Genomic DNA, 23,371 nt, shown 5'->3' with positions numbered 1-23,371 from the left:
CTCATTCCGGGGTGGCCCCTACCGGCCGATCGGCTGGCGGGTGGTGCGGTTCATTCGCCTCCGGCCACCACGAGCCCGTTCTCGTAGGCGAAGACCACGGCCTGCACCCGGTCGCGCAGGCCGAGTTTCAGGAGCAGGCTGCTGACGTGGCTCTTCACCGTGGCCTCGGTGACGTGGAGCCAGGCACCGATCTCGGCATTCGAGAGGCCCTGGGCCAGCAGGCGCAGGGTCTCGTGCTCGCGGGCCGTCAGCTTGCCGGCCCGGTCGGAGGCGACGATCCGCGTTCGCCGTCTGTTCGTCGTCCTCAATGGTCTTGCTCAGGGAGGAGACTCGGGACGTGACGGATTTTGGGAACGAGGAGATACCGCTGGCCGGCGCGGTGACGAATGCCGGCCGGGTGTTCCGGGTGGGTGACACGGTGCGGCGGCCGTGGGGCGCGCACAGCGCCGGTGTGCAGGCCGTGCTGGCCCGGCTGGACGAGAAAGCGCCGGGAACGGCGCCCCGGCCGCTGGGACGGGACGGGCAGGGGCGCGAGGTGGTCAGCTGGATTCCGGGTGATGTCGCCCTGCCGCCGTTCCCGGACTGGTCCCTCACCGACGACTACCTGGCCTCGCTCGGGCGGTTGCTGCGCCGGGTGCACGACGCGCTGGACGGCTGGATGCCTCCTGCGGAGGTGGTGTGGAACCCGGGGTTCGCCGATCCGCAGGGCGGCCCGCTGATCGTGCACACCGATGTCTGCCCGGAGAACGTGGTCGCCCGCAACGGCCTGGCGACCGGGCTGCTCGACTGGGAGTTCGCCGCCCCGGGACGGCGGGTGTGGGACGTCGCGAGCACGGCCCGGCTGTGCGTTCCCTTCACCCATCCCAGCCGTCGCGACCCGGCGACGGCACGGTTCGGTGAGCACGAGATCCGGCGCCGGCTGGGGATTCTGCTCGACGGGTACGGCCTGTCGGACGACGGCCGTTCGGCGTTGCCCGCCGTGCTCGACGAACGGCGGCGGGCAGGGGAACGTTTCGTGCTGGGCCGGGTGGCGGCGGGCGACGAGGCCTTCGCGCACTGGGGCACGGACACGGGCCGCGCCCGGCTGGCGGCCGAGAGAGACTGGGTCGCGGGGTTGCCCGCGGACCTGGCGACACAGAAGGAGCACGGATGGGCCGGCCGAGGATCGACGGGCTGAGGGTGATGGAACTCGGGTCGCCGGGCGCGATGCGGGCGGAGCCGAACGCGCTGGTGCCGGCCGGGGTCAAGCAGGGCACTGCCGGGCTGAACGCGCCTGGCCTTCCCTGACGGGCCGGCAACGTCGTGACCGGAGGAATCTGGGCAAGCCGGTCATGCCGACGTAGTGTGAGGGCGCGGGGGCTCAGGGTGCGGGAGGTCGCGGATGAAGACGTCGGCGTGGGTGTGGGTCGGATGCGGTGTCGGGTTGCTGATCGCGGCGGGGCTCGCGTTCTCCGGCGACCTCTATCCGGCGGTGATCATGCTGATTCTGGTCAGCGCGGTGCTGATCGGCTACCGCGTGCGCTGACGAGACGGGCGCCGGCGGGTCAGAAGAACACCGGTGCCAGCAGGGCCAGCAGCACCAGCACCAGGCCGGCGGCCCCCAGCCGCATGATCTGGGTGCGCTGCTCCTCGGTGGGCACCTCACCACGGCGGGACTGCCTCACCGCGGTGATCACGACGCGCAGCGTCAGCCCCAGCACCACGACGGCGGCCACCAGGATGACGATCAGGACCACGGCTTCCACGCCGGTCACTGTACAAGTGCCCAGGGGGCGAGGATCCCGGTGTAGGCCTTGGCCGGCGGCAGGGCGAACTCGCCCTGCTTGCCGGTGGCCAGCCGCAGGCGCACCAGCGACTCGGCGAACACCGTCGCGGCCGCCACGCCGTCCACCACCGGCACCCCGAGAGTGGCCGAGATGCCGGAGCAGAGATCGGCCATGCCGGCGCAACCCAGCACGATCGCGTCCGAGCCGTCGGTCTCCAGCGCCCGGCGGCACCGCTCGGTGATCACCGCGCGCGCGGCCGGATCGGTCTCCAGTGCCAGCACCGGGATCTCGCAGCTGTGCACACCCCGGCAGCGCTCGCCGAAACCGTAGGCGTGGGCCAGGTCACGGGCCCGGCCGGTGGTGCGGGCCAGCGTGGTGACCACGCTGAACCCGCGCCCGAGGAACGCGGCGGCGTGCATCGCGGCCTCGGCGATCCCGATCACCGGGGCGCTCGCCAGCTCCCGGGCCGCGTCCAGGCCAGGATCGCCGAAACAGGCCACCACGTGGGCGGAAGCACCCTCGCGCCGGATCTCCGCGAGCAGGCCGGGCACCGCCAGCGCCTCGTCGTAGTGACTCTCGATCGACGCCGGGCCGGTGGCCGGGTTCACCGCCTCGACCACCGTGCCGGGCCCGGCCACCGTACGGGCGGCCCGGCCGATCGACGCGGTCATCGAGGCGGTGGTGTTCGGGTTGATCACCCGGATCAGCACGGTGGTCAGAGGGCCCGGCGGGTGACCGACCCGGCCCGCCCGGCGATCAGGCAGTACGCCGCGAATGCCAGCCCGCAGCCGATGAACCAGCTGTAGTCGCTGATCCAGGTGCCCGAACCGGTGATCGACGGCACCAGCACCGAGGCGATCGACACCACTCCGGCGATCGCCGTGGAGTACACCGCGTCCGGGTTGTAACCGCCCGAGTACCAGTATTTTCCGGTCTCCGACATGGTGTACAGGTCGTCCACCACCAACTGCTGGCGGCGCACCAGGTAGTAGTCCGCGATCAGCACCCCGAACAGCGGGCCGATCAGGGCGCCGAGCACACCCAGCGTGTACTGGATGGCGTCGGCGTTGTCGTACCAGTTCCACGGCGTCAGGACGACCGAGCCCACGGCGGCGATCATGCCGCCGGTGCGCCAGCTGATCCGCTGCGGGTCGACGTTGGAGAAGTCGAACGCGGGGGAGATGAAGTTGGCCACGATGTTGATGCCGATCGTGGCGGTGGTGAAGGTCAGGGCGCCGAGCACGATGGCGAAGGTGTTGTCGATGCGCGACACGGTCTCGACCGGGTCGGTGATCAGCTCGCCGAACACCGGCAGGGTGGCGGCGGCGGTGAGCACGGTGAGGATCGAGAAGACGAAGAAGTTGACCGGCAGGCCGAGCAGGTTGCCGCGCTTCACCGCGTCGAAACTACGGCCGTAGCGCGAGAAGTCGCCGAAGTTCAGCATCGGGCCGGAGAAGTAGGAGACGACCAGGGCGATCGCCGAGAGCATGGTGGTGACCACACTCCAGCCGGTCAGGTTCTCCGACGACAGGTTCAGCGACACGTGCCAGTCCGACTTCCACAGCAGGTAGCCGCAGAGCGCGAACATCACCACGTAGACGGCCGGGCCGCAGAAGTCGATGAATCGCCGGATGCTCTCCATGCCCATCCAGAACACGCCCGCCTGGAGCACCCAGAGCAGCGCGTAGGTGCCCCAGCCCAGGTAGGACAGGCCGAGGAAGCTGTGGGTCCCGGTGGGTCCGTAGGCGGCCAGGCCGTCGAACAGCCGCACCAGCACCACGTCGAGGGCGGCCGAGGCCAGGTAGGTCTGGATGCCGTACCAGGCCACCGCGATCGAGCCGCGGATGATCGCCGGGATGTTGGCGCCTTTCACACCGAACGGCGCCCGGCAGATCACCGGGTACGGAACCCCGGACACCTGGCTGGGTTTCGCCACCAGGTTGCAGAAGAACTGGACGATGAGGATGCCCGCCACCAGGCTGACGAGCACCTGCCAGGAGGTCAGGCCGAGAGCGAAAAGGCTTCCCGCGGTAACGTATCCGCCGACGCTGTGCACGTCGGACATCCAGAACGCGAAGATGTTGTAGGTGCCCCACTTCTGCTCGGCCAGCGGCGCGAGGTCGTCGTTGGTCAGGCGCGGGTCGTACCCGTCCTTGATCAGGGGCGTCCCGGCCGGGTGGTCGGGGGTCAGGTGCAGGATGTCGTCAGCCATGAGGGCACTCCCGGCGGGCCGAGGGGTCTGGGGGCCCTTACGACGCTAGGTCGCGATTGTTGCTCCGGGATGACGCGGTTCATATATCTTCCGGATCCGCCAGCAACCCGGCGCGTTCCGGCAGGGTGCCGATCACGTTCTCCAGCCGCCGGTGGTGCCCGGCGGCCACCTCCAGCAGGGTGTCCGCGTCCCGGTCGATGAAGGCCTGGAGCATGGTGGTGTGCTCGCCGTGCAGTTCGGCGCGCTCGGTGTCGGGCAGCCAGCGCATCGGCTGGAACGGCTCGGTCACGTTCCACGCCGACTCGAACATCCGCATCAGCCGCCGCATCCGGCAGGGGGCGATCAGGGCGAGGTGGAAGTGCCGGCTCTCCCGGTGGTAACCGCGCGGGTCCCAGTCGGTCTGGAGGTTCTCCAGGGCGGCGTGCGCCCGGCGGGCCGCGGCGACGTCGGCCGGGGTCGCCATCTCGACCGCCGCCCGCAGCGCGGCGGACTCCAGCACCCCGCGCACCAGGTAGATCTCGGCCAGCTCGCGGCGGGTCAGCCGGGCCACCACGTAGCCGGCGTTCGGCCGGTGCGTCACCAGGTTCTCGCCGACCAGCGTCTTCAGCGCCTCACGCACCGGGATCGGGCTGACCCCGAACAGCGCGGCCACCTCGGCGAGCGGGATCAGGGTGCCGGGCGGCGCACCACCCTCCAGGATCACCCGGCGCAGCTCGTCGAGGATCACCTGCTGCGGGCTGCCGGTGCGGCGCGGCTCCAGCCGGTCGAGCAGCACCGAACGCCGTCCCTGGCTCATCCGTGCACGGTAGCGGGGTGGCGGGTGGCCGGGGTGGTGCGTAACGAGCCATTAATCATGGACGACGAGGAGCCCGCTCCCGGCACGGCCGTGATCACGGGGACGTCGAGGTGATCAGCGCGTCACCCAGGTCGGAACGGCGGTACAGCACCGAGCGGCCCGACCGGTCCGAGGTGAGCAGGCCCCCCGCGCGCAGGGCCCGCAGGTGCTGGTTGACGGCGGCCGGGGTGGTGCCGTGCCGGGCGGCGAGCTCGGTGGAGGAGGCCGGCACCGACAGCTCGGCCAGCAGCCCGGCCCGGGGCCGGCCGATCAGCGCGGCCAGCGCCGCCGGGGTGACCGGCCGGGCCGGCTGCCACAGCGTGCCCACCCCCCGGGCCGCGTAGATCACCAGCGGGTCCTCGTCCGGCGAGATCGGCGTCATCGTGCCGCTGGTGAACACCGACGGCACCAGGGTGAGGCCGCGCCCGGCGGTGTCCCGGGTGAATCCGCCGGTGCTGCTGCGGCGCACCTCCAGCACCCCGTCGCGCAGCCGGATCCGCTCGGACAGGCCGGCGAACATCCGGGCCGACCCGTGCCGCACGATCTCCCGGCCGCGGTAGGCCACGTCGGCCTCCAGCAGCTGCCGCAGGCGGGGCCAGTACGGTTCGAGGCAGGCGTCCCAGTAGTCGCGCAGGGCCCGCACCACCCGGCGCTGCACGGTGGCGGGCCGCCCGGTCAGCACGGACGGCAGGCCCCGGGGGTGCAGCACGGCGATGTCGGCCAGCAGCACGCGCGGCGGCACGGTGCCGATCACGTCGAGCTGCTCGTGGATCTGGGTGAGCGGCAGCTGCGGGTGCGGGGTGAGCAGGTCGGGCACCCACAGCAGGTCGTTGGTGAGGGCGAGCAGCATCTCCTCGTCCAGCCCGGCCCGGCGCCCCTGCACCTCCTGACACCAGCGCAGGTGCAGCGGGAACCGGCCGGGATCGCGGAAAGCCTTGAGTGAGAGCGACATCTCGTGCAGTGGCGAGATGGCGAAACGGACCTCGGTGAGGTCGGCGGGGGCCAGCACGTAGCGCGCGAACATGAAGCGCAACGCTATATCTTTTCCTCCCCCGGCCTCAGGTCTGACAGAACCGGTGGTATGCACTCCGTCCTGTTCCCCCGGCATCCCGTGATCCGGGCCCTCACTCTCTCGACGATGGCCTCGGCCCTGGCCAAAGGTGTCTTCTACACCGTCAGCGCGCTCTATTTCACCCGTGTGGCCGGGCTTTCCGCCACCATGGTCGGCCTCGGCCTGACCGTCGCGGGCGGGGCCGGGGTGGCCGGGTCGTTCCTCACCGGGCGGTTGTGCGACGTGTTCGGGGCGGGCCGGGTGCTGCTGGTCTCCAGCGGTGGGGTGGCCGTGGCGCTGCTGCTCTACCCCGCCGCCCGCACTCCGCCGGTGTTCACCGTGATCGCCTGCGCCGCGGTCGGTCTCCAGGCGGCGCAGTCCACGGCCCGCACCACGGTGATGGCGGTGGCCTTCCCCGGGCCGGACCGGGTGGCGGTGCGGGCCCGGATCCGGGTGGTGGTGAACGTGTTCATCGGCCTCGGCTCGGTGCTGGCCGGGGCGGCCCTGCTGATCGGGACGGCACCGGCCTACACCACGGCGGTGGTCGCGGTCGGCCTGCTGAACGCCGTCTCCTGTGTGCCGTTGTGGCTCCTGCGGGACATTGGCTCGCGGCCCCGCGAGGACGTCGCACCGCTGCCCGAGGGCGGCTCGCCGCTGCGCGACCCGCGCTACCTGCTGGTGACGGCCCTGAACGGGGTGATGGCCATGCACTTCGGCCTCACCTCGGTGGGCATCCCGCTCTGGGTGGCCGCCCGCACGCAGGCACCGACCGTGGTGGTCTCGGTGCTGCTGGTGCTGAACACGGTGCTGGTGGCGCTGCTCCAGGTGCGGGTGTCACGGGGCACCGACGACATCCCGACCGCTGCCCGGGCCGTCGGCACGGCCGGGCTGCTGCTCGCGCTGGCCTGCGCGTTGTACGCCGCCGCGGCACTGGCCGGGCCGGCCGTGGCGGTGCTCGTGCTGGTGCTCGGGGCAGTGGCCCACGCGTTCGCCGAGATGCGGGGCGAGGCGGGCAGCTGGGGTCTGGCCTTCGAGCTGGCCGACCCGCGGCGCCCGGGCGCCTACCAGGGGGTCAGCCAGACCGGCTACGCGCTCGGTGGCATGCTGGCGCCGCTGGTGGTGACGGCGACCGCGATCCGGCACGGCTCGCTCGGCTGGGCGCTGCTGGCGGTGCTGTTCGTGGCGGCGGGTGGCCTGACGATGCTGGTCACCGCATCGGCGCGGCGTCCGGTGGCGATAGTGGAGGAGACGGCGGGGTGAGTCACTTCATCATGCTGGTGATCGGCGACGACATCCATGCGCTGATCGCGCTGTACGACGAAAAGGTCGAGGTGGCACCGTATCTGGACGGCGGCGAGCCCTCCACCTGGAATCCGCTGTCGCGCTGGGACTCCTGGACATCCTGCCGCTGCTGGCCGGCGGCGTGTCGTCCCGGGCGCGCAGGGCCGAGATCGACTGGGATGCCTGGGAGGGCGAGCCACGGGCTTTCGGCGTGGTGGACGCCTCGGGCTGGTTCGACCGGGAGGTGGCCTACCCGCGCGATGCGGAGGTGCCGCCCGATCCCGGGGTCCCGGCCCCGGACCGGGCGCCCGGGGAGTTCCGGGCACAGTTCTGGGAACGCGTGGCGGCAGCCCCGGACGACGCGCTGATCACGGTCGTCGGCTGTCACTACTGAACTCGCCACCACTGAGCTCGCCGCTGCTCGGCCGATGTGCCGCTGCTGAAGTCCGGGCCGGCCTCAGAACAGACTCATCTGCCCGGCCTCGGCCAGGGCGGCGGCCCGTTGCGCGGCCCGGCCGCCCAGTGGGCGGGGCAGGGTGATCACCCGGTCCCTGGGCTCGCCGCGCCGGCGCGGGCCCTGCCCGTACACCCGCTCGCCGTACCACGACGGCGGCTCGGCCCCGGTGAGCGACCACAGCGAGCCGCCGAGGCGGATGTCGCGGGCGCGCAGCGTGTCTTGCAGGCGCTGCTGGTCGAGCGGCAGCACCATCGTGGCGATCTTCGGGATGCGCAGGTCGCGCCGCATCTCCATGAGGTGCTGGTTGCGGGCCACGTTGGCCCGGGCCTCGTCGCCGGCCAGCGCGGTGGTGGCGGCCGGGCCGATCAGCGCGGCCACGTCGGCCTCGCGTCCCTCGTCGAGCGCCCCGTAGACCTTCTCGACCGAGTCGAACTCGGTGAGCAGCCTGGCCGCGCGCTTGGGGCCGATGCCGAACGCGCCGGGCAGGTTGTCGGAGGCGTCGCCGCGCAGTGCGGCGAAGTCCTTGTACTGGTCGGGCCGCACGCCGTACTGGGTCTGCAACCCCTCCGGGTCGATCAGCGGCGAGCCGTCGATGCCGCCGTTCATCACCCGCAGCACCGAGGTGGTGTCGTCGACCAGGGCGAACATGTCGCGGTCGCTGGTGACCACGGTGGTGCGCCAGCCCTGCTTGCGGGCGGCGCGCGCGGACGAGGCCATCACGTCGTCCGCCTCGTAGCCCTTCGGCACCACCACGGTCACGCCCGCCGCGGCCAGGAAACCGGGGGCGGCGTCGAGCTGGAGGCTGAGGTCTTCGGGCTTCTCCGGACGGTGCGCCTTGTACCCGTCGTAGTCCCCGCGCCGCACCGACTCACCGGCCGAGCAGTCGAAGCCGACCACCAGGGCGTCGGGCCGCAACCGGGCCGAGGCCGTGGCGAGAAAGCTGACCAGGCCCTTCAGGGCCCAGACCGGGGCGCCGCCGGTATCGCGCAGATCGCCCTGGGCCATCGCGTGATGAGCGCGGTGCAGGAGGCTGTTGCCGTCGACAGCCAGCAGCAGGGGAACGGGCACGCGCTCCAGGATGCCCCGAGAACCGCCGTCCGCGCGAGCCGCTCGACCGGATTCGCGGCCAGAATCTCGAACTGCTGTTCGAGGAATGTGGGCCACGTCACCAGTTGCCCCGGGGAACGGACGCGGTGTCCCTTCGGGCAGGATCGCAAAAAGCCTGGATATGGTGTGCTGGTGAGTGAACCGCAGTGGCTGAGTGACGACGAGCAGGGGGCGTGGCGCAAGCTGGCCGCGGTCTTCACCCTGCTACCGGCCTCGCTCGACGCCCAGTTGCAGCATGACGCCTCGCTCACGCACTTCGCCTACTTCGCCCTGGCCATGCTGTCCGAGGCGCCCGACAGAGCCCTGCGGATGAGTGAGCTGGCGGCCCGCTCCAGCAGCTCGCCCAGCCGGCTGTCGCACACCATCAGCCGGCTGGAGAACCGCGGCTACGTGCGTCGCACCCGGGCCGCCGAGGACGGCCGCGGCCAGGTGGCCCAGATGACCGACGAGGGCTTCGCCGCGCTGGTCGAGATGGCACCCGGGCACGTGAACGCGGTGCGGCACTTCGTGTTCGACGCGCTCAGCCCCGAGCAGGTCGGGCAGCTGGAAGAGATCTGCTCGGCGATCCTGGCCAAGGTCGACCCGGACGGCACGCTGGTGCCGCCGCCACCTCCCGGCAGCGGCAGCACCAGCACCTGCTGAGACGCCGAGTCCTCAGGCCAGGTCGGCGATCGCCTTGCGCACCCGCTGTTCCGACACCGGGTAGGCGGTCTTCAGCCCGCCCCCGAACAGGCCCACCCGCAGCTCCTCCAGCATCCAGCGCACGCCGATCACGTCGTCGTCGCGCCGCCGGGAGGGCGGCAGCTTGGCCACCGCTGCCTGGAACTCGGCCCGCACCGCCAGCACCTGCTCCTGGAGTCCCCGGTCGCGCTGGTGGCGGTCGGGCAGCCTCTCCAGTCGGCGCTGGATCGCCTGGAGGTAGCGCACCAGGTCGGGCAGCTTGCCGGCGCCGGTCGCGGTGACGAACCCCGGGAACACCAGCGCCGCCAGTTGCGAGCGCAGGTCGGTCAGGCCGGGCAGCAGCGCCGGGCTCGACGTCGACTTCAGTCCCAGCTCGATCTCCCGGGCCAGACCCAGAACGGTGGACGTCGTCACCAGCACCCCGGTCACGGTCGGGTGGATCTCCTGCCGGACCTCCAAGAGTAGCCGCTCGAACCCGGCGCGGTCCCAGGCCGGGCCGCCGGCCCGGTCGACCAGGTCGTCGACCGCGGCGCCGAGACAGTCGTCGAACAGGTCCGACGGCGTCTTGTGCGGGGCCTGCGCCAGCGCCAGCTTCTGCCGGTTGCTGAGCCGGGCCAGCACACTCTTCGCCGGCGAGGCGGTGTTCAGCACGATCAGCCGCCGGGTGCCGGCCCGCATCGAGCGCCGCTGGTCGCCCTGGTCGTCGAGCACCTTCAGATCGACGTGGGTGCCGCGGTCGACCAGGGCCGGGTAACCCTGCACGGTCAGCCCGGCCGTGCGGTGCTCCACCGAGCGCGGCACCGGCGTGGCCGGGAAGCTGGTCAGGCCGGTCGCCTCGACCTGCGACACGGCGGACGAGATCTCCTTGCGCAGGCGGGGTTTCAGCTTCTCCCGGAGCGCGGTCAGGTTCTTGCCCTCGGCCAGCCGGGCGCCCTTGTCGTCTTCCACCCGGAACGTGACCTTCAGGTGGTCGGGCACCTTGGACAGGTCCCACGAGCCCTCCGGCACGTCCACGCCGGTGACCTCGTACAGCTCGTCCTCCAGGGCCGGGAACAGCGGCTCGGAGCCCGGTTCGGTGTCGGCCAGCCGCTCCAGCACCGCCCGCGCCCGGTCCGGCGCCGGGCTCAGGCCCTTGCGGATCGGCTTGGGCAGCGACCGGATCAGCTCGGTGACCAGCTCCTGGCGCAGGCCCGGGATCTGCCACTCGAAGTCCTGCTCACGCACCTGGTTGAGGGCCGTGAGCGGCAGGTGCACGGTGACGCCGTCGGCGGCCGTGCCCGGCTCGAACTGGTACGTCACCCGCAACCGCAGGTCCCCGACCGGCCACAGCGCCGGGTAGTCCTCGGCCGAGACCTTCGGGGCCTGCGGCGCGAACAGCATGGACGTCCAGAAGCTCAGCTGGTCGGGCCGGTCCCGCCGGGCCTTCTTCCACCACGAGTCGAAGTGCGCCACCGACACCACGTCGGCGGGGATCCGCTGGTCGTAGAAGTCGAACAGAGCCTGGTCGTCCACCACGATGTCGCGCCGGCGGACCTTGTCCTCGAGCGACCCGACGTCGTCCAGCAGTTTGCGGTTCTCGTGGAAGAACTGGTGGTTCGTGCGCCACTCGCCCTCCACCAGGGCGTGCCGGATGAACAGCTCGCGCGACACCTCCGGGTCGATCCGCCCGTAGCCGACGGTGCGCCCGGTGACCACCGGAATGCCGTACAGCGTCACGCGTTCCGTGGCCACCGCCGAGCCGCGTTTCTTCTCCCAGCGCGGTTCGCTGTAGTGCCGCTTGACCAGGTGCCCACCGAGCCGCTCGATCCACAGCGGGTCGATGCGCGCGGCGGTGCGGCCCCACAGCCGGCTGGTCTCGACCAGCTCGCCCACCATCACCCAGCGCGGGGTGCTGCGGAACAGCGCGGAGCCGGGCTGGATCGCGAACTTCGCGCTGCGGGCGCCGAGATACTCGCGAGTCTCGCCCTCTTTCAGGCCGACCTGCGACAGCAGGCCGGAAAGCAGCGAGAGATGCACCTTTTCGGCCGTCGCGTCGGAAACCGGCTCGACGGCGTCCTCATGTTCCTCGACGTCGACCGCTTCCGGATCGAAACTGGACGTCGCGCGTCCACCCGCCACCCGGATCCCGGCCCCGCGCAGCACCTGACGCAACTGGCCGTGCAGGTCCTGCCACTCCCGGATGCGCTGGCTGTGCAGGAACTCGTCGCGGCACATCCGGCGGAAACGCCCGGAGCCGTACTCCTTCTGCTTGCCGACGACGTAGTTCCAGAGGTTCACGTACGACAGGAAGTCGGAGCGCTGGTCCTTGAACCGGGCGTGCGACTGGTCGGCCTGGGCCTGCTTGTCGGTCGGCCGCTCCCGCGGGTCCTGGATCGACAGCGCCGACACGATCACCAGAACGTCTGCCAGGCAACCGTTCCGGTCGGCCTCCACCAGCATCCGGGCCAGGCGCGGGTCGACCGGCAGCTGGGCCAGGGTACGGCCCATGCCGGTGAGCCGTTTGCGCTGCTCGGTCTGCTCCGGGTCGATGGCGCCGAGCTCGTTCAGCAGCGCCGTGCCGTCCTTGATCTGGCGCGGGTCCGGCGGCTCCAGGAACGGGAACCGCTCCACCTCACCCAGATTCAGCGACGTCATCTGGAGGATGACGGCCGCCAGGTTGGTGCGCAGGATCTCCGGGTCGGTGAACTCCGGCCGGCTGTCGAAGTCCTCCTCGCTGTAGAGGCGGATGCAGATGCCGTCGGAGAGCCGCCCGCACCGGCCCTTGCGCTGGTTGGCCGAGGCCTGCGACACCTTCTCGATCGGCAGGCGCTGCACCTTGGTGCGGAAGCTGTAGCGGCTGATCCGGGCCGTGCCCGGATCGATCACGTACCTGATACCCGGCACGGTGAGCGATGTCTCGGCCACATTGGTGGCCAGCACGATGCGCCGGCCGGAGTGCGGCGAGAACACCCGGTGCTGCTCGGCGGCGGACAGCCGGGCGTACAGCGGCACGACCTCGGTCGAGGGACCGACGTGCCGGTTCAGCGCCTCGGCGGCGTCGCGGATCTCGCGCTCGCCGCTGAAGAACACCAGCACGTCGCCCGGGCCCTCGGCCTCCAGCTCGTCGACCGCCTCGATCACCGCCTCGATCGGGTCGCGGGTGATCTCGGTGGTGTTGCCCTCCTCGTCGGTCTCCTCCACCAGCACCAGCGGGCGGTAGCGGACCTCGACCGGGTAGGTGCGGCCCGACACCTCGACGATCGGCGCGTCGTCGAAATGCCGCGAGAACGCCTCCGGGTCGATGGTGGCGGAGGTGATGACGACCTTCAGGTCGGGACGCCGGGGGAGCAGCTGCTTGAGGTAACCGAGCAGGAAGTCGATGGTGAGGCTGCGCTCGTGCGCCTCGTCGATGATGATCGTGTCGTAGCGGGACAGCAGCCGGTCGCGCTGGATCTCGGCCAGCAGGATGCCGTCGGTCATCAGCTTGACCAGCGTGGAGTCGCTCACCTGGTCGGTGAAACGCACTGCGTAGCCGATGGTCTCGCCGAGCTGGCCGCCGACCTCCTCGGTGATCCGCTCGGCCACCGAGCGGGCCGCCAGCCGCCGGGGCTGGGTGTGCCCGATCATGCCGCGCACGCCCCGGCCCAGTTCCAGGCAGATCTTCGGCAGCTGGGTGGTCTTGCCCGAGCCGGTCTCGCCCGCGACGATCACCACCTGGTGCTCGGCGATCGTCTTCAGCAGGTCCTCGCGCCGGCGGCTGACCGGCAGCTGGTCCGGATAGGTGAGCGCCGGCACGGACGCGCGCCGGGACTCAACCCGGGCGGTCGCGCTGCCGATCTCCCGCTCGATCCGGGCCAGCTCGGCCGTCTTCTCGTCCTCGGTGCGGCGCCGGGCGTGCTGCACCGAGTCGAGCTGCCGGCCCAGCCGGCGGGCGTCACTCAGCGACACGCCGTCCAGGGAACTGCGTAGCTCGTTGACAGCTGAAATCCAGGTTTCTGTGCTCATACCCGCGAAATCCTCGACACGACAGCAGAAGTTGCGTGGCGCACAGCTTCCGTCACTACTATTTGCACCTTCAACGACCTCACGGGAGGATCAACCATGACTGCAACCCTCCGCAGCACCGGAGAGACGCAGACTGCTTCCGCGACCACCCCGACGCCCGAGGGCGGCGGCTTCAGCCGCCGCCGCGCCATCGCGGTGTGCTCGTTCAGCCTGCTCGGCGCGGCCGGCCTGGCCGCCTGCGGAGGCGGGAGCGACGACGATACTGCCTCGGGCACCTCGTCGAGCAGCTCGTCCGACACCGGAACCGGCACCGACGCGACCACCGGCAGCTCCTCCGAGGGCGGCCAGGTGATCGCCAAGGTGTCGGACATCGCCGAGGGCGACGCCGCCAGTTACACGCTCGACGGTGACCCGCTGATCGTGGCGATGCCGGAGGCAGACGAGCCGGTGGCCTTCTCCGCGGTCTGCCCGCATCAGGGCGCGACCGTGCAGGTGCAGGGCGACGAGCTGGTGTGCCCGCTGCACCAGTCGAAGTTCGAGAAGCTGACGGGCAAGTTCATCTCCGGGCCGGCGAACGCGTCGCTCACCGAGGTTCAGGTCGAGGTCAGCGACGGCAACATCGTCACGGCCTGACCGATTCCCGCACCGGTGGGCATCGTCTGAGCTTCGCCGCCGGGGCCCGATGAGTCAACCGACTTATCGGGCCCCGGCTCGTGCGTGCACCACCGAGCTGATCTCGATCGTGCCCCGCGGCCGGGTGTCACTCTCCGCCGAGGTGAGCGTGCCCGAGCCGTCCACGGCGGTGGCGGTCAGCTCCCACTCGTACTGCCCGACCGGCAGCCGGCGCCCGCTGCCCGAACGCCCGTCCCAGCTGACGCCGCGCAGGTCACCGGCCACCCGGAAGGTGCGCACCACCCGGCCCGACGGGGCCAGCACGCGCAGCCTGGCCCCCCGCACCGGCCGGGTCACGTCGAACTGCGGCTGCCACTTGTCGAACTCGCCGTCGCCGTTCGGGGTGAACCCGAGCGGGGCCGCGGCCGAGACCATCCGGGGCCGCAGGTCCACCGCGAACGGCAGCCGGTCGACGACCACCCGGCCCGCCCCCGCCGTGGTCCGCACACGCCGCGCCACCAGGCTGCCGTCCAGCGAGAACGCACCGGTGGCGCCGGGCAGCACGACCGGCGCCGAGTCCGGGTCGGAGAGGTCCAGCAGGGTCAGGGCCTCGCCGTCGCGCCAGGCCAGCACCCCCTCGCGCAGGGTCAGGCCGGTGATCGGGGAGGCGGGCGAACCGACGATCAGGCCCAGCCCGGTGTCCACCTCACGCTGCTCACCGGTGCGCAGGTTCTGCACGGTGACGCGGCTCGCGTCGCAGTTGGCCCAGGCCGCCGTCCCGGCCCAGACCGCCACCTCGGGCGCCCGCTCGCAGGCCCGGGTGTCGAGCCGGATCGGCAGGGCCCGCTCGGCGTTCACCGACCAGACCCCGGCCAGGTCGTTCCCGTCCGCGTCCTGCCCGCCCGCGGGCACCGAGTAGACCACCTCGGAGCCGTACAGCGCGTCCTGCCCGGCCACCGCCGCGGCGCCCGGCTCGCTCCACAGCAGCTCTCCGTCCGGGCGGAACACCTGACCGCCGACCAGCGTGTAGGCGCCGGAGACGGCCGGGGAGCGGTCGTCCACGAAGCGCTCCTGCCCACCGACCTCGACCGGACGCTGGGCGATCACCGCCGTGGTGCGCCCGCCGTCGAGCAGCTGCCACTGGCGTGGCACACCGGGTGCGGCCAGCACGCCACGGCCCGCCGAGAAGGCGATCGGAACCATGGACGGCGAACCGCCCGCGCGCTGCCCGAGCGCGGTCGAGGGGCCCAGGGAGATCGTGCCGCCGCCGGTGACCACGGGGGCACCGAACACCGCGGAACGCCGCACGGACTGGTCGGTGTAGTGGATCGAGCCGGCCGAGAGGGCGAACGAGCTCACCGGGTAGCGGGCGGCGGGGACGTCGGCGACCTTCGTCACCGAGCGGCCCTGCACCACGTAGACCGCCGGCCGGGCGCCGCCCGACACGGTGTAGAGCCGGTCGCCGACGGCGTCCAGGCCGGAGTCCGCGGTCACCCCGGCGGGCAGGGTCACCCGGTGGACGACGCGGGAGCCGGCCTGCTCGTGCTCCAGCACCCAGCGGCCGCGGTAGGTGGTGAACCGGGCCGAGACCTCGGCGAACCGCAGCCAGCGTCCTCGGGGGGCCGCGGTCGGCAGCCCGCCGGGCTCGATCTGCGTGTAGGGCGTGGTTGCCGCCCCGCCCTGTGGTCGCTCACGCACCGCCAGCGAGCGGGCCCGGTCCGCCGTCACGTCCCGGCCGCCGGCCAGGTCGATCCGCTTCTCCTGCGGGTAGGCGGCCTTCTCACCGCCCAGCTCGTACCAGGCCAGGACCGGCCCGGCCACGCTCAGCCGGATCAGCGAGTCCGGCCGCGTGCCCACCCCGGCTCCCGGCCGGGCGGTGAGGCGCAGGGTACCGTCACGGCTGGTCAGGGCCCCGGTGTAGACGGTCGGCGCGGCCCCGCTCCCGGCCGGCGCCCCCTGCCAGATCGCTACCCCCTCCTCCGACGCCCCGATCAGCCGGACCGGGGTGGACGCCGGGTGCCCGGCCAGTGGCAGCGTGGCGGGGGGCCGCACGGTGCGTTCGACCAGCGCCTGGGCCCGGGTACGCACCGGCTCGCCGGTCCCGCCCGGTGGGCTGACCGCCCCGGTCAGCAGGAGGGAGAGCGCCATCGCACCGGGCAACAGCCAGCTACGGGGGACGAATGATCGGGAGGGTGCGGCTTCTGGGGGCGCTGTCGGTGGGGGCGCGGTGTGGGAGGGCGCGGTGCGGGAGGGGGCTGCGTGTGGGGGCGCGGTGTGGGAGGGCGCTGTGTGTGGAGTCTCGGTGTGGGAGGGCGCTGTGTGGGGGGACGCGGTGTGGAGGGATGAGGTGTGGGAGGGCTCGGTGGGAGAGGTCTCGATGTGGGGGGAGGGCTCGGTGTGCGGGACGCGGAGGTGGACGTCCGTGGCAGAGGCGGGAGGGACGGCCGCGCTGGCGGAAGATCCTGGGGGGATCGGGTTTTCCGGTGTGACGGTGATTCCCGGCGTGACGGCGAGGTGTCCGGCGAGATCGACGGTGACGTCTCCGGCGACGTCCCCGTCGGTGCCTCGGGTGACGTCCTCGGTGGCTACCGCGACGGCGTCTGCGCCGACACCTGCGCCGGCCTCCCCACCGAGCTCCCCGGCGGTGTCCGCACCGACGTCCCCGACGACGTCCCCGGTGTCGCCCTGCACCTCCAGGTCCGGCGCGGTGCGCTGACGGACGGTCAGCCCCGCCTCACCCACTGGCCTCGTCGTCATCCGGGCATCGTGCCCGGCGTCGGCGGGGGGATGCACGCATCTGGGCCCGTGGGCCCGCGCGGGCCCCGGCCGGGGGGAGCGGGCCGCGCGCGGAAGGGCCGTCGCCGTCCACAATTGGCCGGGACGCGCCGGATCTGGTGGTGCCCGCCCCCTTCGTCGCGACCGGCACCACCCTGCGGCTCAGCCGATCTCGACCGTCCCGCTCGCGGTCAGCCGGCGGCCGGTGGTGTCGCGGGCGGTCAGCGTCCACCGGTACGGGCCCTTCGGCGCCTTCCGGCCGGTGCTGGTGCGGCCGGTCCAGACCAGCCGGATCGAGCCGTCCGTCACCTTTTTCGTGGTCAGGGTGCGGGCCGGCACACCACTGCGGGCCGAGACGAACCGCAGCGACGCGGTGCTCAGCGGCGCGGTGGTGTCGAACTGCGCGGTCCAGGTGTCGTTCCTGCCGTCGCCGTCCGGGGTGAAGCCGAGCCGGGCCTGCCGGCCGGTCAGCAATAGCGACGGGCGGGAGGTGAACGGCAACGGCTCGACCTGGAGAACCGTGGCCGGCACGGCGTTCTCGCGGTGCACCTCACGCACCACGCTGCGGCCGTCGATCACCATCCGCCGGGTCTGCCCGTCCAGCCGCACCGGGCTGCTGCCGGCCTTCGACAGGTCGAGCAGGTACGCCCGGCCGTCCGCCACCCAGCCCAGCGCGGTGCCGTGCATCGTCAGCCCGAGGTCCGCCGGGGCGCCGGTGAGACCGCTCGGCACCGAGCGCGGCGTGCCGCCACCGGTCACCCGGCCGATCGTCACGGTACGCGCGTCGCAACTGGACCAGGCCGAGAGCCCGCCCCAGACGGCGGTTTCCGGCGCCCGGTCGCAGCCGGCCTCGGAGTGCAGCCGGTACGGTTCGGGGTTCTCCGTGTCCACCGACCAGACCTCGCCCGCACCCCGGTCCGCCAGCTGACCGTAGACCAGGCGCGACCCGAAGAGCGCGTCCTGCCCGGCCTGCCGGGCGGCGTCCGGCTCGGTGTGCACCACGGCGCCGTCGCTGCGGTACACCAGTCCGCTGAGCAGCACGTAGGCCCCCGAGACCAGCGGTGTGCCGGGCCGGTGCACCAGCCCGCCGCTGCCGTCCGGCACCGGTGTCTGCTCCACCGCCACACCGGTCTTCCGATTGCGGTCCAGCAGGTCCCAGGTGATCAGGTGCTTCTGGCTGGGCACCGCGCCGCGCCCGGCGTCGAACGACATCTGCGGGTTCTGCTCACCCCGGGTCAGGTCACGCAGCCATACCGGGTCGGCGCTCTCCGCGGCCACGGCCGGGGTGCCGTCGGCGTCGTTCACCCGCCGGGTCCACAGCGCCAGCCGGTCCGGCTCGGCCCCGGTCCGGTCGAGGTAGCGCAGCACACCCTGGTCGAACGCCCAGTTCGTCACCTCCCGCTCGGGCCGCGGCAGGGCGGCCACCCGTTCCGCCGTCCGCCCGGTCGCGGGCACCCGGTACACCCCGGCCACCGACGCGGAACCGCCTGAGGCCGTGTAGAAGTCGTCGTCCAGTGCGTCCAGGCCGGAGCTGCCCGGCGGTACCGCCACGTCGGTGACCCGGCCCCTGCGCACCAGCCGCAGGCCCGTCACCGGGCCCTCGGCGGAGCGGGCCGTCAGGTAGCCGATCGTGCCGTCACCGGCGATCCGCGGGTTCAGCACCCGCACGCCGTCCGCGGCCGCCCTCGCGCTCGCCGGGGTGCCGCCGGAGCGGGCCGCGCTCCACACGTCGCCGCCGTCGGTGAACCAGGCGATCCGTTCGGCGGACAGCGCGACCTGCTGGATGCGTTCGTCGCCGCGGGTGATCCGGCGGCTCTGCCCGGAGGCCAGGTCGATCAGGTCGAGCGCGAAAGGCCCGGACGGGTGCCAGTTCGTGTCGCCGGGCAGGTACTCCTGGTAGGCCACCAGCAGGCCGTCGGCGGCCGCGTCCAGCGCCACCAGCTGCCGGGCGTCCGGGCTCCACACCGTGCGGCTGCTCCCGCTCAGCGGGTGGTAGACGATCGGGCTGCTCAGGTACGAGGGCAGCTCGGTCACCAGCCAGCCGTCGGCGAACTCCGGGCTGCCCGGCCTCTCACCGGGCACGTCGGTGGTGTCCAGCCCGGTCAGGATGTCCAGCCGGTGCGGCACGTCCCAGCCGTCGGCGGTGCCGGGGGCGGTCGACGTCGGCTCGCTGTAGGCCAGCGTGGTGCCGGTCAGGGCGACGCCGACGGCCCGGGCCGCGGCCTGCGGGCGGGGCACCAGCGGCTTGCCCCAGGCCCCGGAGAACACGGTGCGCCCGGCCGCCGGGTCGGCGTCCGGCTCGCCCTGGCTCACCGCCAGGCCGGCCGGCGAGACCCCGAGCAGCGTCACCGGGGCGACGCCGGTGTGCAGCGGGATCCGGATCGGGGCGTCGTCGGCGCGGGCCCGCAGCGCGGCCGGGCCCAGGCTGGTGGCGGGCAGCAGCGCCACGGCCACCAGCAGCTGCACGGCCCGGCGCCGGCGGTTCGGCCGGGGTCTGGGCGAGGGCGAGGAGGGTTCGGCGGGGGAGGGGAGAGCGGGCGAGGAGGACATGCGGATCCCGGGGACGCGAGGCGGAGGCCCGCGGGCAGGGGATACCGGCACGCCGCCGTTCCCCCTCCACGCGCAGCGGTGACGCCGCCGAGCTTGCTCCCTCGACCGGGGCAAACGCATGTCGCCGTCTCGGGGGACGGCCCGGACGGCGACATGCGAGAGAAGGACGGGACGGGCGCGCGGCCCGTCGTCGTCCACCGATCAGTCGGCGGGCTCCTCGTCGGTGCTGAACAGCGAGGTGACCGAACCGTCTTCGAACACCTCGTGGATCGCCTGGGCGATCAGCGGGGCGATCGAGAGCACGGTGAAGTTCGGCAGCAGCCGGTCGGCCGGGATCGGCAGCGTGTTGGTGAGTACGATCTCGGTGGCCCCGCACTCACGCAGCCGGTCGATCGCCGGGTCGGACAGGATGCCGTGGGTGGCGGCGATGATCACGTCTTTCGCGCCGGCCTCGAACAGCTTCGTGGCCGCCTTGGTGATCGTGCCACCGGTGTCGATCATGTCGTCGACCAGCACACAGGTGCGGCCCTCGACGTCACCGACCACCCGGTTGGTGACGACCTGGTTGGGCATGCGCGGGTCGCGGGTCTTGTGGATGAAGGCCAGCGGCGCACCCCCCAGCCGGTCGGCCCAGCGCTCGGCCACCCGGACGCGACCGGAGTCCGGCGCGACCACGGTGATCTGCTCCCCCTTGTACTTCTCCGCCACGTGGTCGGCGAGCAGCCGCATGGCGAACAGGTGGTCGACCGGGCCGTCGAAGAAGCCCTGGGTCTGGTCGGTGTGCAGGTCGACCGTCATCAGACGGTCGGCGCCGGCCGTGTGCAGCAGGTCGGCGATCAGCCGGGCCGAGATCGGCTCGCGGCCCTTGTGCTTCTTGTCCTGCCGGGCGTACGGGTAGAACGGGAGCACGACGGTGATCCGGTCGGCCGAGGCACGCTTGAGCGCGTCGACCATGATCAGGGTCTCCATCACCCAGGTGTTGATGCCCGCGCCGCACGACTGCACCACGAAGGCGTCCGCACCTCGCACCGACTCCTCGAACCGGACGAAGATCTCGCCGTTGGCGAACTCGTAGGCCGACTGGGGCGTCAGGCTCACGTCGAGATACTTGACGATCTCCTCGGCCAGCTCAGGGTATGCACGACCGGAGAAGACCTGGAGCGTCTTCCGGCTCTGTATCGAAACAGTGTTCACCAGTGGTACCTCTCGCGGGGGTGTTGCCGCCATGTTCCCAGACTTTTCGTCCGACAGGCTTTTGGGGGATTGAAGCACCCACTCTCCTGGCCGACGGTGAATCGACGAAGACCGCATGCGGCCCCTCCGGCTCGGGGAGGGGGTGCCGAGTCGGTATGGCTGCTTTCGAGGGGGCTACATGTCCGCATTCGTACAGTTGGGACGCGTGGAGGCCGGCCTTCCCCCGGCGGTCGTCGACGAGGACGACGTCCCCCACGATCGTCTGGTCTTCGTGCGCAAGATCTTTCCGGGTAGCGCTGGTCACGTCTGGCAGGCGCTGGTCAGCCCGGAGGGCACGCAGATCTGGCTCGGTCAGGGCGCCGTGCTGCTGGGAAGTGGCCAGGGTTACCTCAACGAGGAGGGCGACGGCGGGATCGTGCGCAGCTTTCACCCGCTGGAGCAGCTGCGGCTCACCTGGCACTCCGGCCTGGACCAGGACACCAGCCTGGTGGAGATCGACCTCACGCCGGTGGCCGGCGGAACCCGGCTGCGCCTGTGGCACGAGGGCCTCCAGGCAGCCCTGCGGCAGACGATGCAGGACCAGTGGGAGCACCGGCTCGACGACTTCGGTCGCGTCTGCCTCTGAGCGCGCCGTCCCCGGCCGGGTGCAGATCACCCGGCCGGGGTAAGGCGATGGCACCAACGGTGGACGACGAGGGGCCCGCTCACGGGTTCCAGCTGAGCATCAGCCAGCCGCCGGCCACGATCGAGATCACCGAGACCGCGAAGAACACGCACACCCAGAACAGCCCGGGCACGTGACTCAGCCAGGCCAGCTGGTCGGCGTCCGAGGTCACCGGCGGCCCGCCCCGCCGCCCGCTGCCCTGGGCCCGCCGCGAGCGCTGGAGCTCGATCACCGCGCGCAGCCCACCGATCAGCAGCAGCCAGGTGACCGCGCAGGCGAAGCCGAGGGCGGTGCGGTCGTTGCCCCAGACGATCACCGCGACCGCCGCGGCCCCGGTGCCCACCACGGTGAGCAGACCGAACGCGTTGCGGATCTGGGTGAGCAGGATCGCCAGCAGCCCGACCACGATCCAGAGCAGCCACTGGATCCGGTCCAGCCCGATCAGCGCCGCCAGCCCGACGCCGATCAGTGAGGGCGCCGGGTAGCCGGCGACGGCGGTGAAGATCATGCCCAGGCCCCGCGGCTTGCCCCGGGAGAGCGTGACGCCGGAGGTGTCGGAGTGCAGCTTGATGCCGGCCAGTTCCCGGCCCATCAGCAGCGCCGCCACCGCGTGCCCGCCCTCGTGCGCGATGGTGACCACGTTGCGCAGCACGTGCCAGGTGGTGCGCTCGCCGGTGAGCACGACCGCGGCGACCAGTAACACGATGACCAGCACGCGTTCGTCGCCGAGCGAGTCCCAGGAGAGGTTGTCCCAGGAGAGGTTGTCCCAGGAGAGATCCGTGGTGTCCACCGCTGACATCCCGCCAAGGGTAGGGGTCAACGCTGAGGAAGCAGGCGGCGGTCCGGCAGGTGGTCGTCGACCGGCCCGAAGGCCGGATCGTCCAGCCCGGCACGGCGCACCGGATCGGCCTCCGGCCGGTAGATCGTGTGCACGATCATGGCGCAGATCACCACCACGATCAGGTCGCGCAGCACCACCACGGTGAGGAAGTACTCGGACGAGTTGCCGCGGGCCGGGTCTTGCAGGCCGAGGAAGTAGCCCAGCCTCGGGTACCAGAGGTAGGCGTCCAGCCCCATCCAGATCAGCAGCGGGATCACCCGGGGCAGGGCCAGCACGGCCAGCGGCACCAGCCACAGCGAGTACTGCGGGCTCCACACCTTGTTCGTCAGCAGGAACGCGGCGACCACCAGGAACAGCAGGGACGCCAACCGGGGACGACGCGGGGCGGTCAGGCCGATCACCCCGATCACCAGGCACAGCACCAGGAACGCGATCAGCGAGAAGGCGTTCAGCTTCTCCGGCGACTGGCCGGAGTACAGCGGTCCGTCGAACCCCTGCCAGCTGGTGAACGTGGTGAGCGCGTTGTAGATCGAGTCGTGGTCGGCCGGGCGGGTCGAGTTCAGCCGGAAGAACTCCCACCAGCCGCGCGGGTAGAGCAGGGCGAACGGGGCGTTGACCACCACCCAGGCGGCGGCCGTGGCCAGCGTGGCCCGCACCCACGGCCGCATCGTGCCGGAGCGCCAGCAGAGGATCAGCAGCGGGCCGAGCACGAACAGCGGGTACAGCTTGGCTGCCGCGCCCACGCCCAGCAGCAGCCCGGCCAGCACCGGCCGGCGGCGGGCCCAGGCCAGCATGCCGCCCGAGCACAGGGCCACGGCCAGGGTGTCGAAGTTGGTGAACGCGTGCACGAACACCAGTGGCGACAGCGCCATCAGCGCCACGTGCCACTTCTTCGCCGCCAGCGGGATGGTGCAGGCCACGGCCACCAGCCAGGAGACGGCCAGCACGATCGCCATGATCGTGAAGTAGACGACGACCTCGGGCCGGGTGTCGCCGGTGGTCGCGACCCAGGCCTTCGTCACCTTCATCACGCCGTACTGGAGCAGCCCGGTGACGACCGGGTACTCCATGGCCCGCACCGTGCCGTCGGCATCGGTCCAGGTGGTCTTGTAGGGCAGCGAACCGTCTTGCAGATGGTCCACGCCGTACAACGGGATCGTGTCCGAGTAGCAGTGCAGCGAGTACTGCCGGGCGTCCCGCCAGTCGAGTGCCTCCTGACCGGAGGCCAGGCGGTAGGTGTCGACGCAGGGCGCCTTGGCGATCCACCCACCGGCCAGGCCGACTCCGGCCAGCAGCATCAGGACCAGCCACACCCGCAGCCCACGATCGGCAAGTCTGCTGGTCATCGTGCTCATCGCGGG

General features: G+C 72.1%; 20 protein-coding genes and 1 pseudogene. 8 read left to right on the top strand and 13 right to left on the bottom strand.

The features are described from left to right. Nucleotides 1-50: 50 nt before the first annotated feature. Nucleotides 51-257: pseudogene (locus KIH74_RS10055) on the bottom strand (response regulator transcription factor); the annotation flags it as partial. Between the two features lie 80 nt (nt 258-337). Here KIH74_RS10055 and KIH74_RS38475 point away from each other — a divergent pair. The 3 genes from KIH74_RS38475 to KIH74_RS10040 all read left to right on the top strand — a co-directional run bounded on the left by KIH74_RS38475 (nt 338) and on the right by KIH74_RS10040 (nt 1,525). Next, nucleotides 338-1,177 (top strand): phosphotransferase, encoded by an 840-nt coding sequence (locus KIH74_RS38475; RefSeq protein ID WP_214155539.1) that lies wholly within the window; start codon nt 338-340, stop codon nt 1,175-1,177. Next, entirely contained in the window at nt 1,150-1,287 is a 138-nt protein-coding gene (locus tag KIH74_RS10045) for a hypothetical protein (protein ID WP_214155538.1), read from the top strand. The genes KIH74_RS38475 and KIH74_RS10045 overlap by 28 nt, the downstream gene beginning before the upstream one ends. A gap of 94 nt (nt 1,288-1,381) precedes the next feature. Next, the gene (locus KIH74_RS10040) at nt 1,382-1,525 is read left to right on the top strand and encodes a hypothetical protein (protein ID WP_214155537.1); all 144 of its coding nucleotides are present in this window, start codon (nt 1,382-1,384) and stop codon (nt 1,523-1,525) included. A gap of 19 nt (nt 1,526-1,544) precedes the next feature. On the opposite strand, the gene KIH74_RS10035 is transcribed toward KIH74_RS10040, so the two are convergent. From KIH74_RS10035 to KIH74_RS10015, 5 genes are all read right to left on the bottom strand, one after another. After that, nucleotides 1,545-1,745, bottom strand: a complete 201-nt coding sequence (locus KIH74_RS10035) for a hypothetical protein (protein WP_214155536.1) — start codon at nt 1,743-1,745, stop codon at nt 1,545-1,547. A 5-nt stretch (nt 1,746-1,750) separates the two neighbouring features. Beyond that, nucleotides 1,751-2,476, bottom strand: a complete 726-nt coding sequence (locus KIH74_RS10030) for an aspartate/glutamate racemase family protein (RefSeq protein WP_308113692.1) — start codon at nt 2,474-2,476, stop codon at nt 1,751-1,753. A gap of 5 nt (nt 2,477-2,481) precedes the next feature. Beyond that, nucleotides 2,482-3,978 carry an NCS1 family nucleobase:cation symporter-1 gene (locus KIH74_RS10025; protein ID WP_214155535.1) on the bottom strand — a complete coding sequence of 499 codons (1,497 nt, stop codon included), beginning with the start codon at nt 3,976-3,978 and terminating at the stop codon, nt 2,482-2,484. Nucleotides 3,979-4,057: 79 nt separating this feature from the next. After that, on the bottom strand, nt 4,058-4,774 hold the full coding sequence (locus tag KIH74_RS10020) for a GntR family transcriptional regulator (RefSeq protein ID WP_214155534.1): 717 nt from the start codon (nt 4,772-4,774) through the stop codon (nt 4,058-4,060). Between the two features lie 94 nt (nt 4,775-4,868). Continuing rightward, nucleotides 4,869-5,837 carry an ArsR/SmtB family transcription factor gene (locus KIH74_RS10015; protein WP_214155533.1) on the bottom strand — a complete coding sequence of 323 codons (969 nt, stop codon included), beginning with the start codon at nt 5,835-5,837 and terminating at the stop codon, nt 4,869-4,871. Nucleotides 5,838-5,894: 57 nt separating this feature from the next. On the opposite strand from KIH74_RS10015, the gene KIH74_RS10010 reads away from it, so the two are divergent. Continuing rightward, the gene (locus KIH74_RS10010; protein WP_214155532.1) at nt 5,895-7,124 is read left to right on the top strand and encodes an MFS transporter; all 1,230 of its coding nucleotides are present in this window, start codon (nt 5,895-5,897) and stop codon (nt 7,122-7,124) included. Between the two features lie 163 nt (nt 7,125-7,287). Further along, a complete protein-coding gene (locus KIH74_RS10005; protein ID WP_214155531.1) occupies nt 7,288-7,539 on the top strand; it encodes a hypothetical protein in 252 nt (83 codons plus the stop codon). Nucleotides 7,540-7,602: 63 nt separating this feature from the next. Here the strand turns inward: KIH74_RS10005 and KIH74_RS10000 are convergent, their stop codons facing one another. Then, nucleotides 7,603-8,670, bottom strand: a complete 1,068-nt coding sequence (locus tag KIH74_RS10000) for a 5'-3' exonuclease (protein WP_214155530.1) — start codon at nt 8,668-8,670, stop codon at nt 7,603-7,605. A 171-nt stretch (nt 8,671-8,841) separates the two neighbouring features. On the opposite strand from KIH74_RS10000, the gene KIH74_RS09995 reads away from it, so the two are divergent. After that, a complete protein-coding gene (locus KIH74_RS09995; RefSeq protein ID WP_308113691.1) occupies nt 8,842-9,351 on the top strand; it encodes a MarR family winged helix-turn-helix transcriptional regulator in 510 nt (169 codons plus the stop codon). A 12-nt stretch (nt 9,352-9,363) separates the two neighbouring features. On the opposite strand, the gene hrpA is transcribed toward KIH74_RS09995, so the two are convergent. Continuing rightward, the gene (gene hrpA / locus KIH74_RS09990) at nt 9,364-13,374 is read right to left on the bottom strand and encodes an ATP-dependent RNA helicase HrpA (RefSeq protein ID WP_214155528.1); all 4,011 of its coding nucleotides are present in this window, start codon (nt 13,372-13,374) and stop codon (nt 9,364-9,366) included. Between the two features lie 96 nt (nt 13,375-13,470). Between hrpA and KIH74_RS09985 the strand changes: the two genes are divergently transcribed. After that, nucleotides 13,471-14,007 carry a Rieske (2Fe-2S) protein gene (locus KIH74_RS09985; protein WP_214155527.1) on the top strand — a complete coding sequence of 179 codons (537 nt, stop codon included), beginning with the start codon at nt 13,471-13,473 and terminating at the stop codon, nt 14,005-14,007. Nucleotides 14,008-14,070: 63 nt separating this feature from the next. On the opposite strand, the gene KIH74_RS09980 is transcribed toward KIH74_RS09985, so the two are convergent. From KIH74_RS09980 to KIH74_RS09970, 3 genes are all read right to left on the bottom strand, one after another. Further along, nucleotides 14,071-16,134: a hypothetical protein gene (locus KIH74_RS09980; protein ID WP_214155526.1), complete on the bottom strand. Its 2,064-nt coding sequence runs from the start codon at nt 16,132-16,134 to the stop codon at nt 14,071-14,073. Nucleotides 16,135-16,923: 789 nt separating this feature from the next. After that, nucleotides 16,924-19,311: a hypothetical protein gene (locus tag KIH74_RS09975; protein WP_214155525.1), complete on the bottom strand. Its 2,388-nt coding sequence runs from the start codon at nt 19,309-19,311 to the stop codon at nt 16,924-16,926. A gap of 201 nt (nt 19,312-19,512) precedes the next feature. Next, nucleotides 19,513-20,505 (bottom strand): ribose-phosphate diphosphokinase, encoded by a 993-nt coding sequence (locus tag KIH74_RS09970; protein ID WP_308113690.1) that lies wholly within the window; start codon nt 20,503-20,505, stop codon nt 19,513-19,515. A gap of 178 nt (nt 20,506-20,683) precedes the next feature. Here KIH74_RS09970 and KIH74_RS09965 point away from each other — a divergent pair, with 178 nt between their 5' ends. After that, a complete protein-coding gene (locus KIH74_RS09965; protein ID WP_214155523.1) occupies nt 20,684-21,130 on the top strand; it encodes an SRPBCC family protein in 447 nt (148 codons plus the stop codon). Between the two features lie 79 nt (nt 21,131-21,209). Here KIH74_RS09965 and KIH74_RS09960 read toward each other — a convergent pair whose 3' ends face one another. Continuing rightward, entirely contained in the window at nt 21,210-21,968 is a 759-nt protein-coding gene (locus tag KIH74_RS09960) for a M50 family metallopeptidase (protein WP_214155522.1), read from the bottom strand. A 17-nt stretch (nt 21,969-21,985) separates the two neighbouring features. After that, on the bottom strand, nt 21,986-23,365 hold the full coding sequence (locus KIH74_RS09955) for a glycosyltransferase family 87 protein (protein WP_214155521.1): 1,380 nt from the start codon (nt 23,363-23,365) through the stop codon (nt 21,986-21,988). Between the last annotated feature and the right edge of the window lie 6 nt (nt 23,366-23,371).

The sequence above is a fragment of the Kineosporia corallincola genome, assembly GCF_018499875.1.
GTDB lineage: Bacteria > Actinomycetota > Actinomycetes > Actinomycetales > Kineosporiaceae > Kineosporia > Kineosporia corallincola.
This window is presented reverse-complemented; position numbering and strand designations above follow the sequence as displayed.

Bases quoted from the DNA above. Each gene is read 5' to 3' on its own strand.
- KIH74_RS10045 (WP_214155538.1), top strand. From the start codon at position 1,150: ATGGGCCGGCCGAGGATCGACGGGCTGAGGGTGATGGAACTCGGGTCG.
- KIH74_RS10040 (WP_214155537.1), top strand. From the start codon at position 1,382: ATGAAGACGTCGGCGTGGGTGTGGGTCGGATGCGGTGTCGGGTTGCTG.
- KIH74_RS10025 (WP_214155535.1), bottom strand. From the start codon at position 3,978: ATGGCTGACGACATCCTGCACCTGACCCCCGACCACCCGGCCGGGACG.
- KIH74_RS10020 (WP_214155534.1), bottom strand. From the start codon at position 4,774: ATGAGCCAGGGACGGCGTTCGGTGCTGCTCGACCGGCTGGAGCCGCGC.
- KIH74_RS10015 (WP_214155533.1), bottom strand. From the start codon at position 5,837: ATGTTCGCGCGCTACGTGCTGGCCCCCGCCGACCTCACCGAGGTCCGT.
- KIH74_RS10010 (WP_214155532.1), top strand. From the start codon at position 5,895: ATGCACTCCGTCCTGTTCCCCCGGCATCCCGTGATCCGGGCCCTCACT.
- hrpA (WP_214155528.1), bottom strand. From the start codon at position 13,374: ATGAGCACAGAAACCTGGATTTCAGCTGTCAACGAGCTACGCAGTTCC.
- KIH74_RS09985 (WP_214155527.1), top strand. From the start codon at position 13,471: ATGACTGCAACCCTCCGCAGCACCGGAGAGACGCAGACTGCTTCCGCG.
- KIH74_RS09980 (WP_214155526.1), bottom strand. From the start codon at position 16,134: ATGGCGCTCTCCCTCCTGCTGACCGGGGCGGTCAGCCCACCGGGCGGG.
- KIH74_RS09975 (WP_214155525.1), bottom strand. From the start codon at position 19,311: ATGTCCTCCTCGCCCGCTCTCCCCTCCCCCGCCGAACCCTCCTCGCCC.
- KIH74_RS09965 (WP_214155523.1), top strand. From the start codon at position 20,684: ATGTCCGCATTCGTACAGTTGGGACGCGTGGAGGCCGGCCTTCCCCCG.
- KIH74_RS09960 (WP_214155522.1), bottom strand. From the start codon at position 21,968: ATGTCAGCGGTGGACACCACGGATCTCTCCTGGGACAACCTCTCCTGG.
- KIH74_RS09955 (WP_214155521.1), bottom strand. From the start codon at position 23,365: ATGAGCACGATGACCAGCAGACTTGCCGATCGTGGGCTGCGGGTGTGG.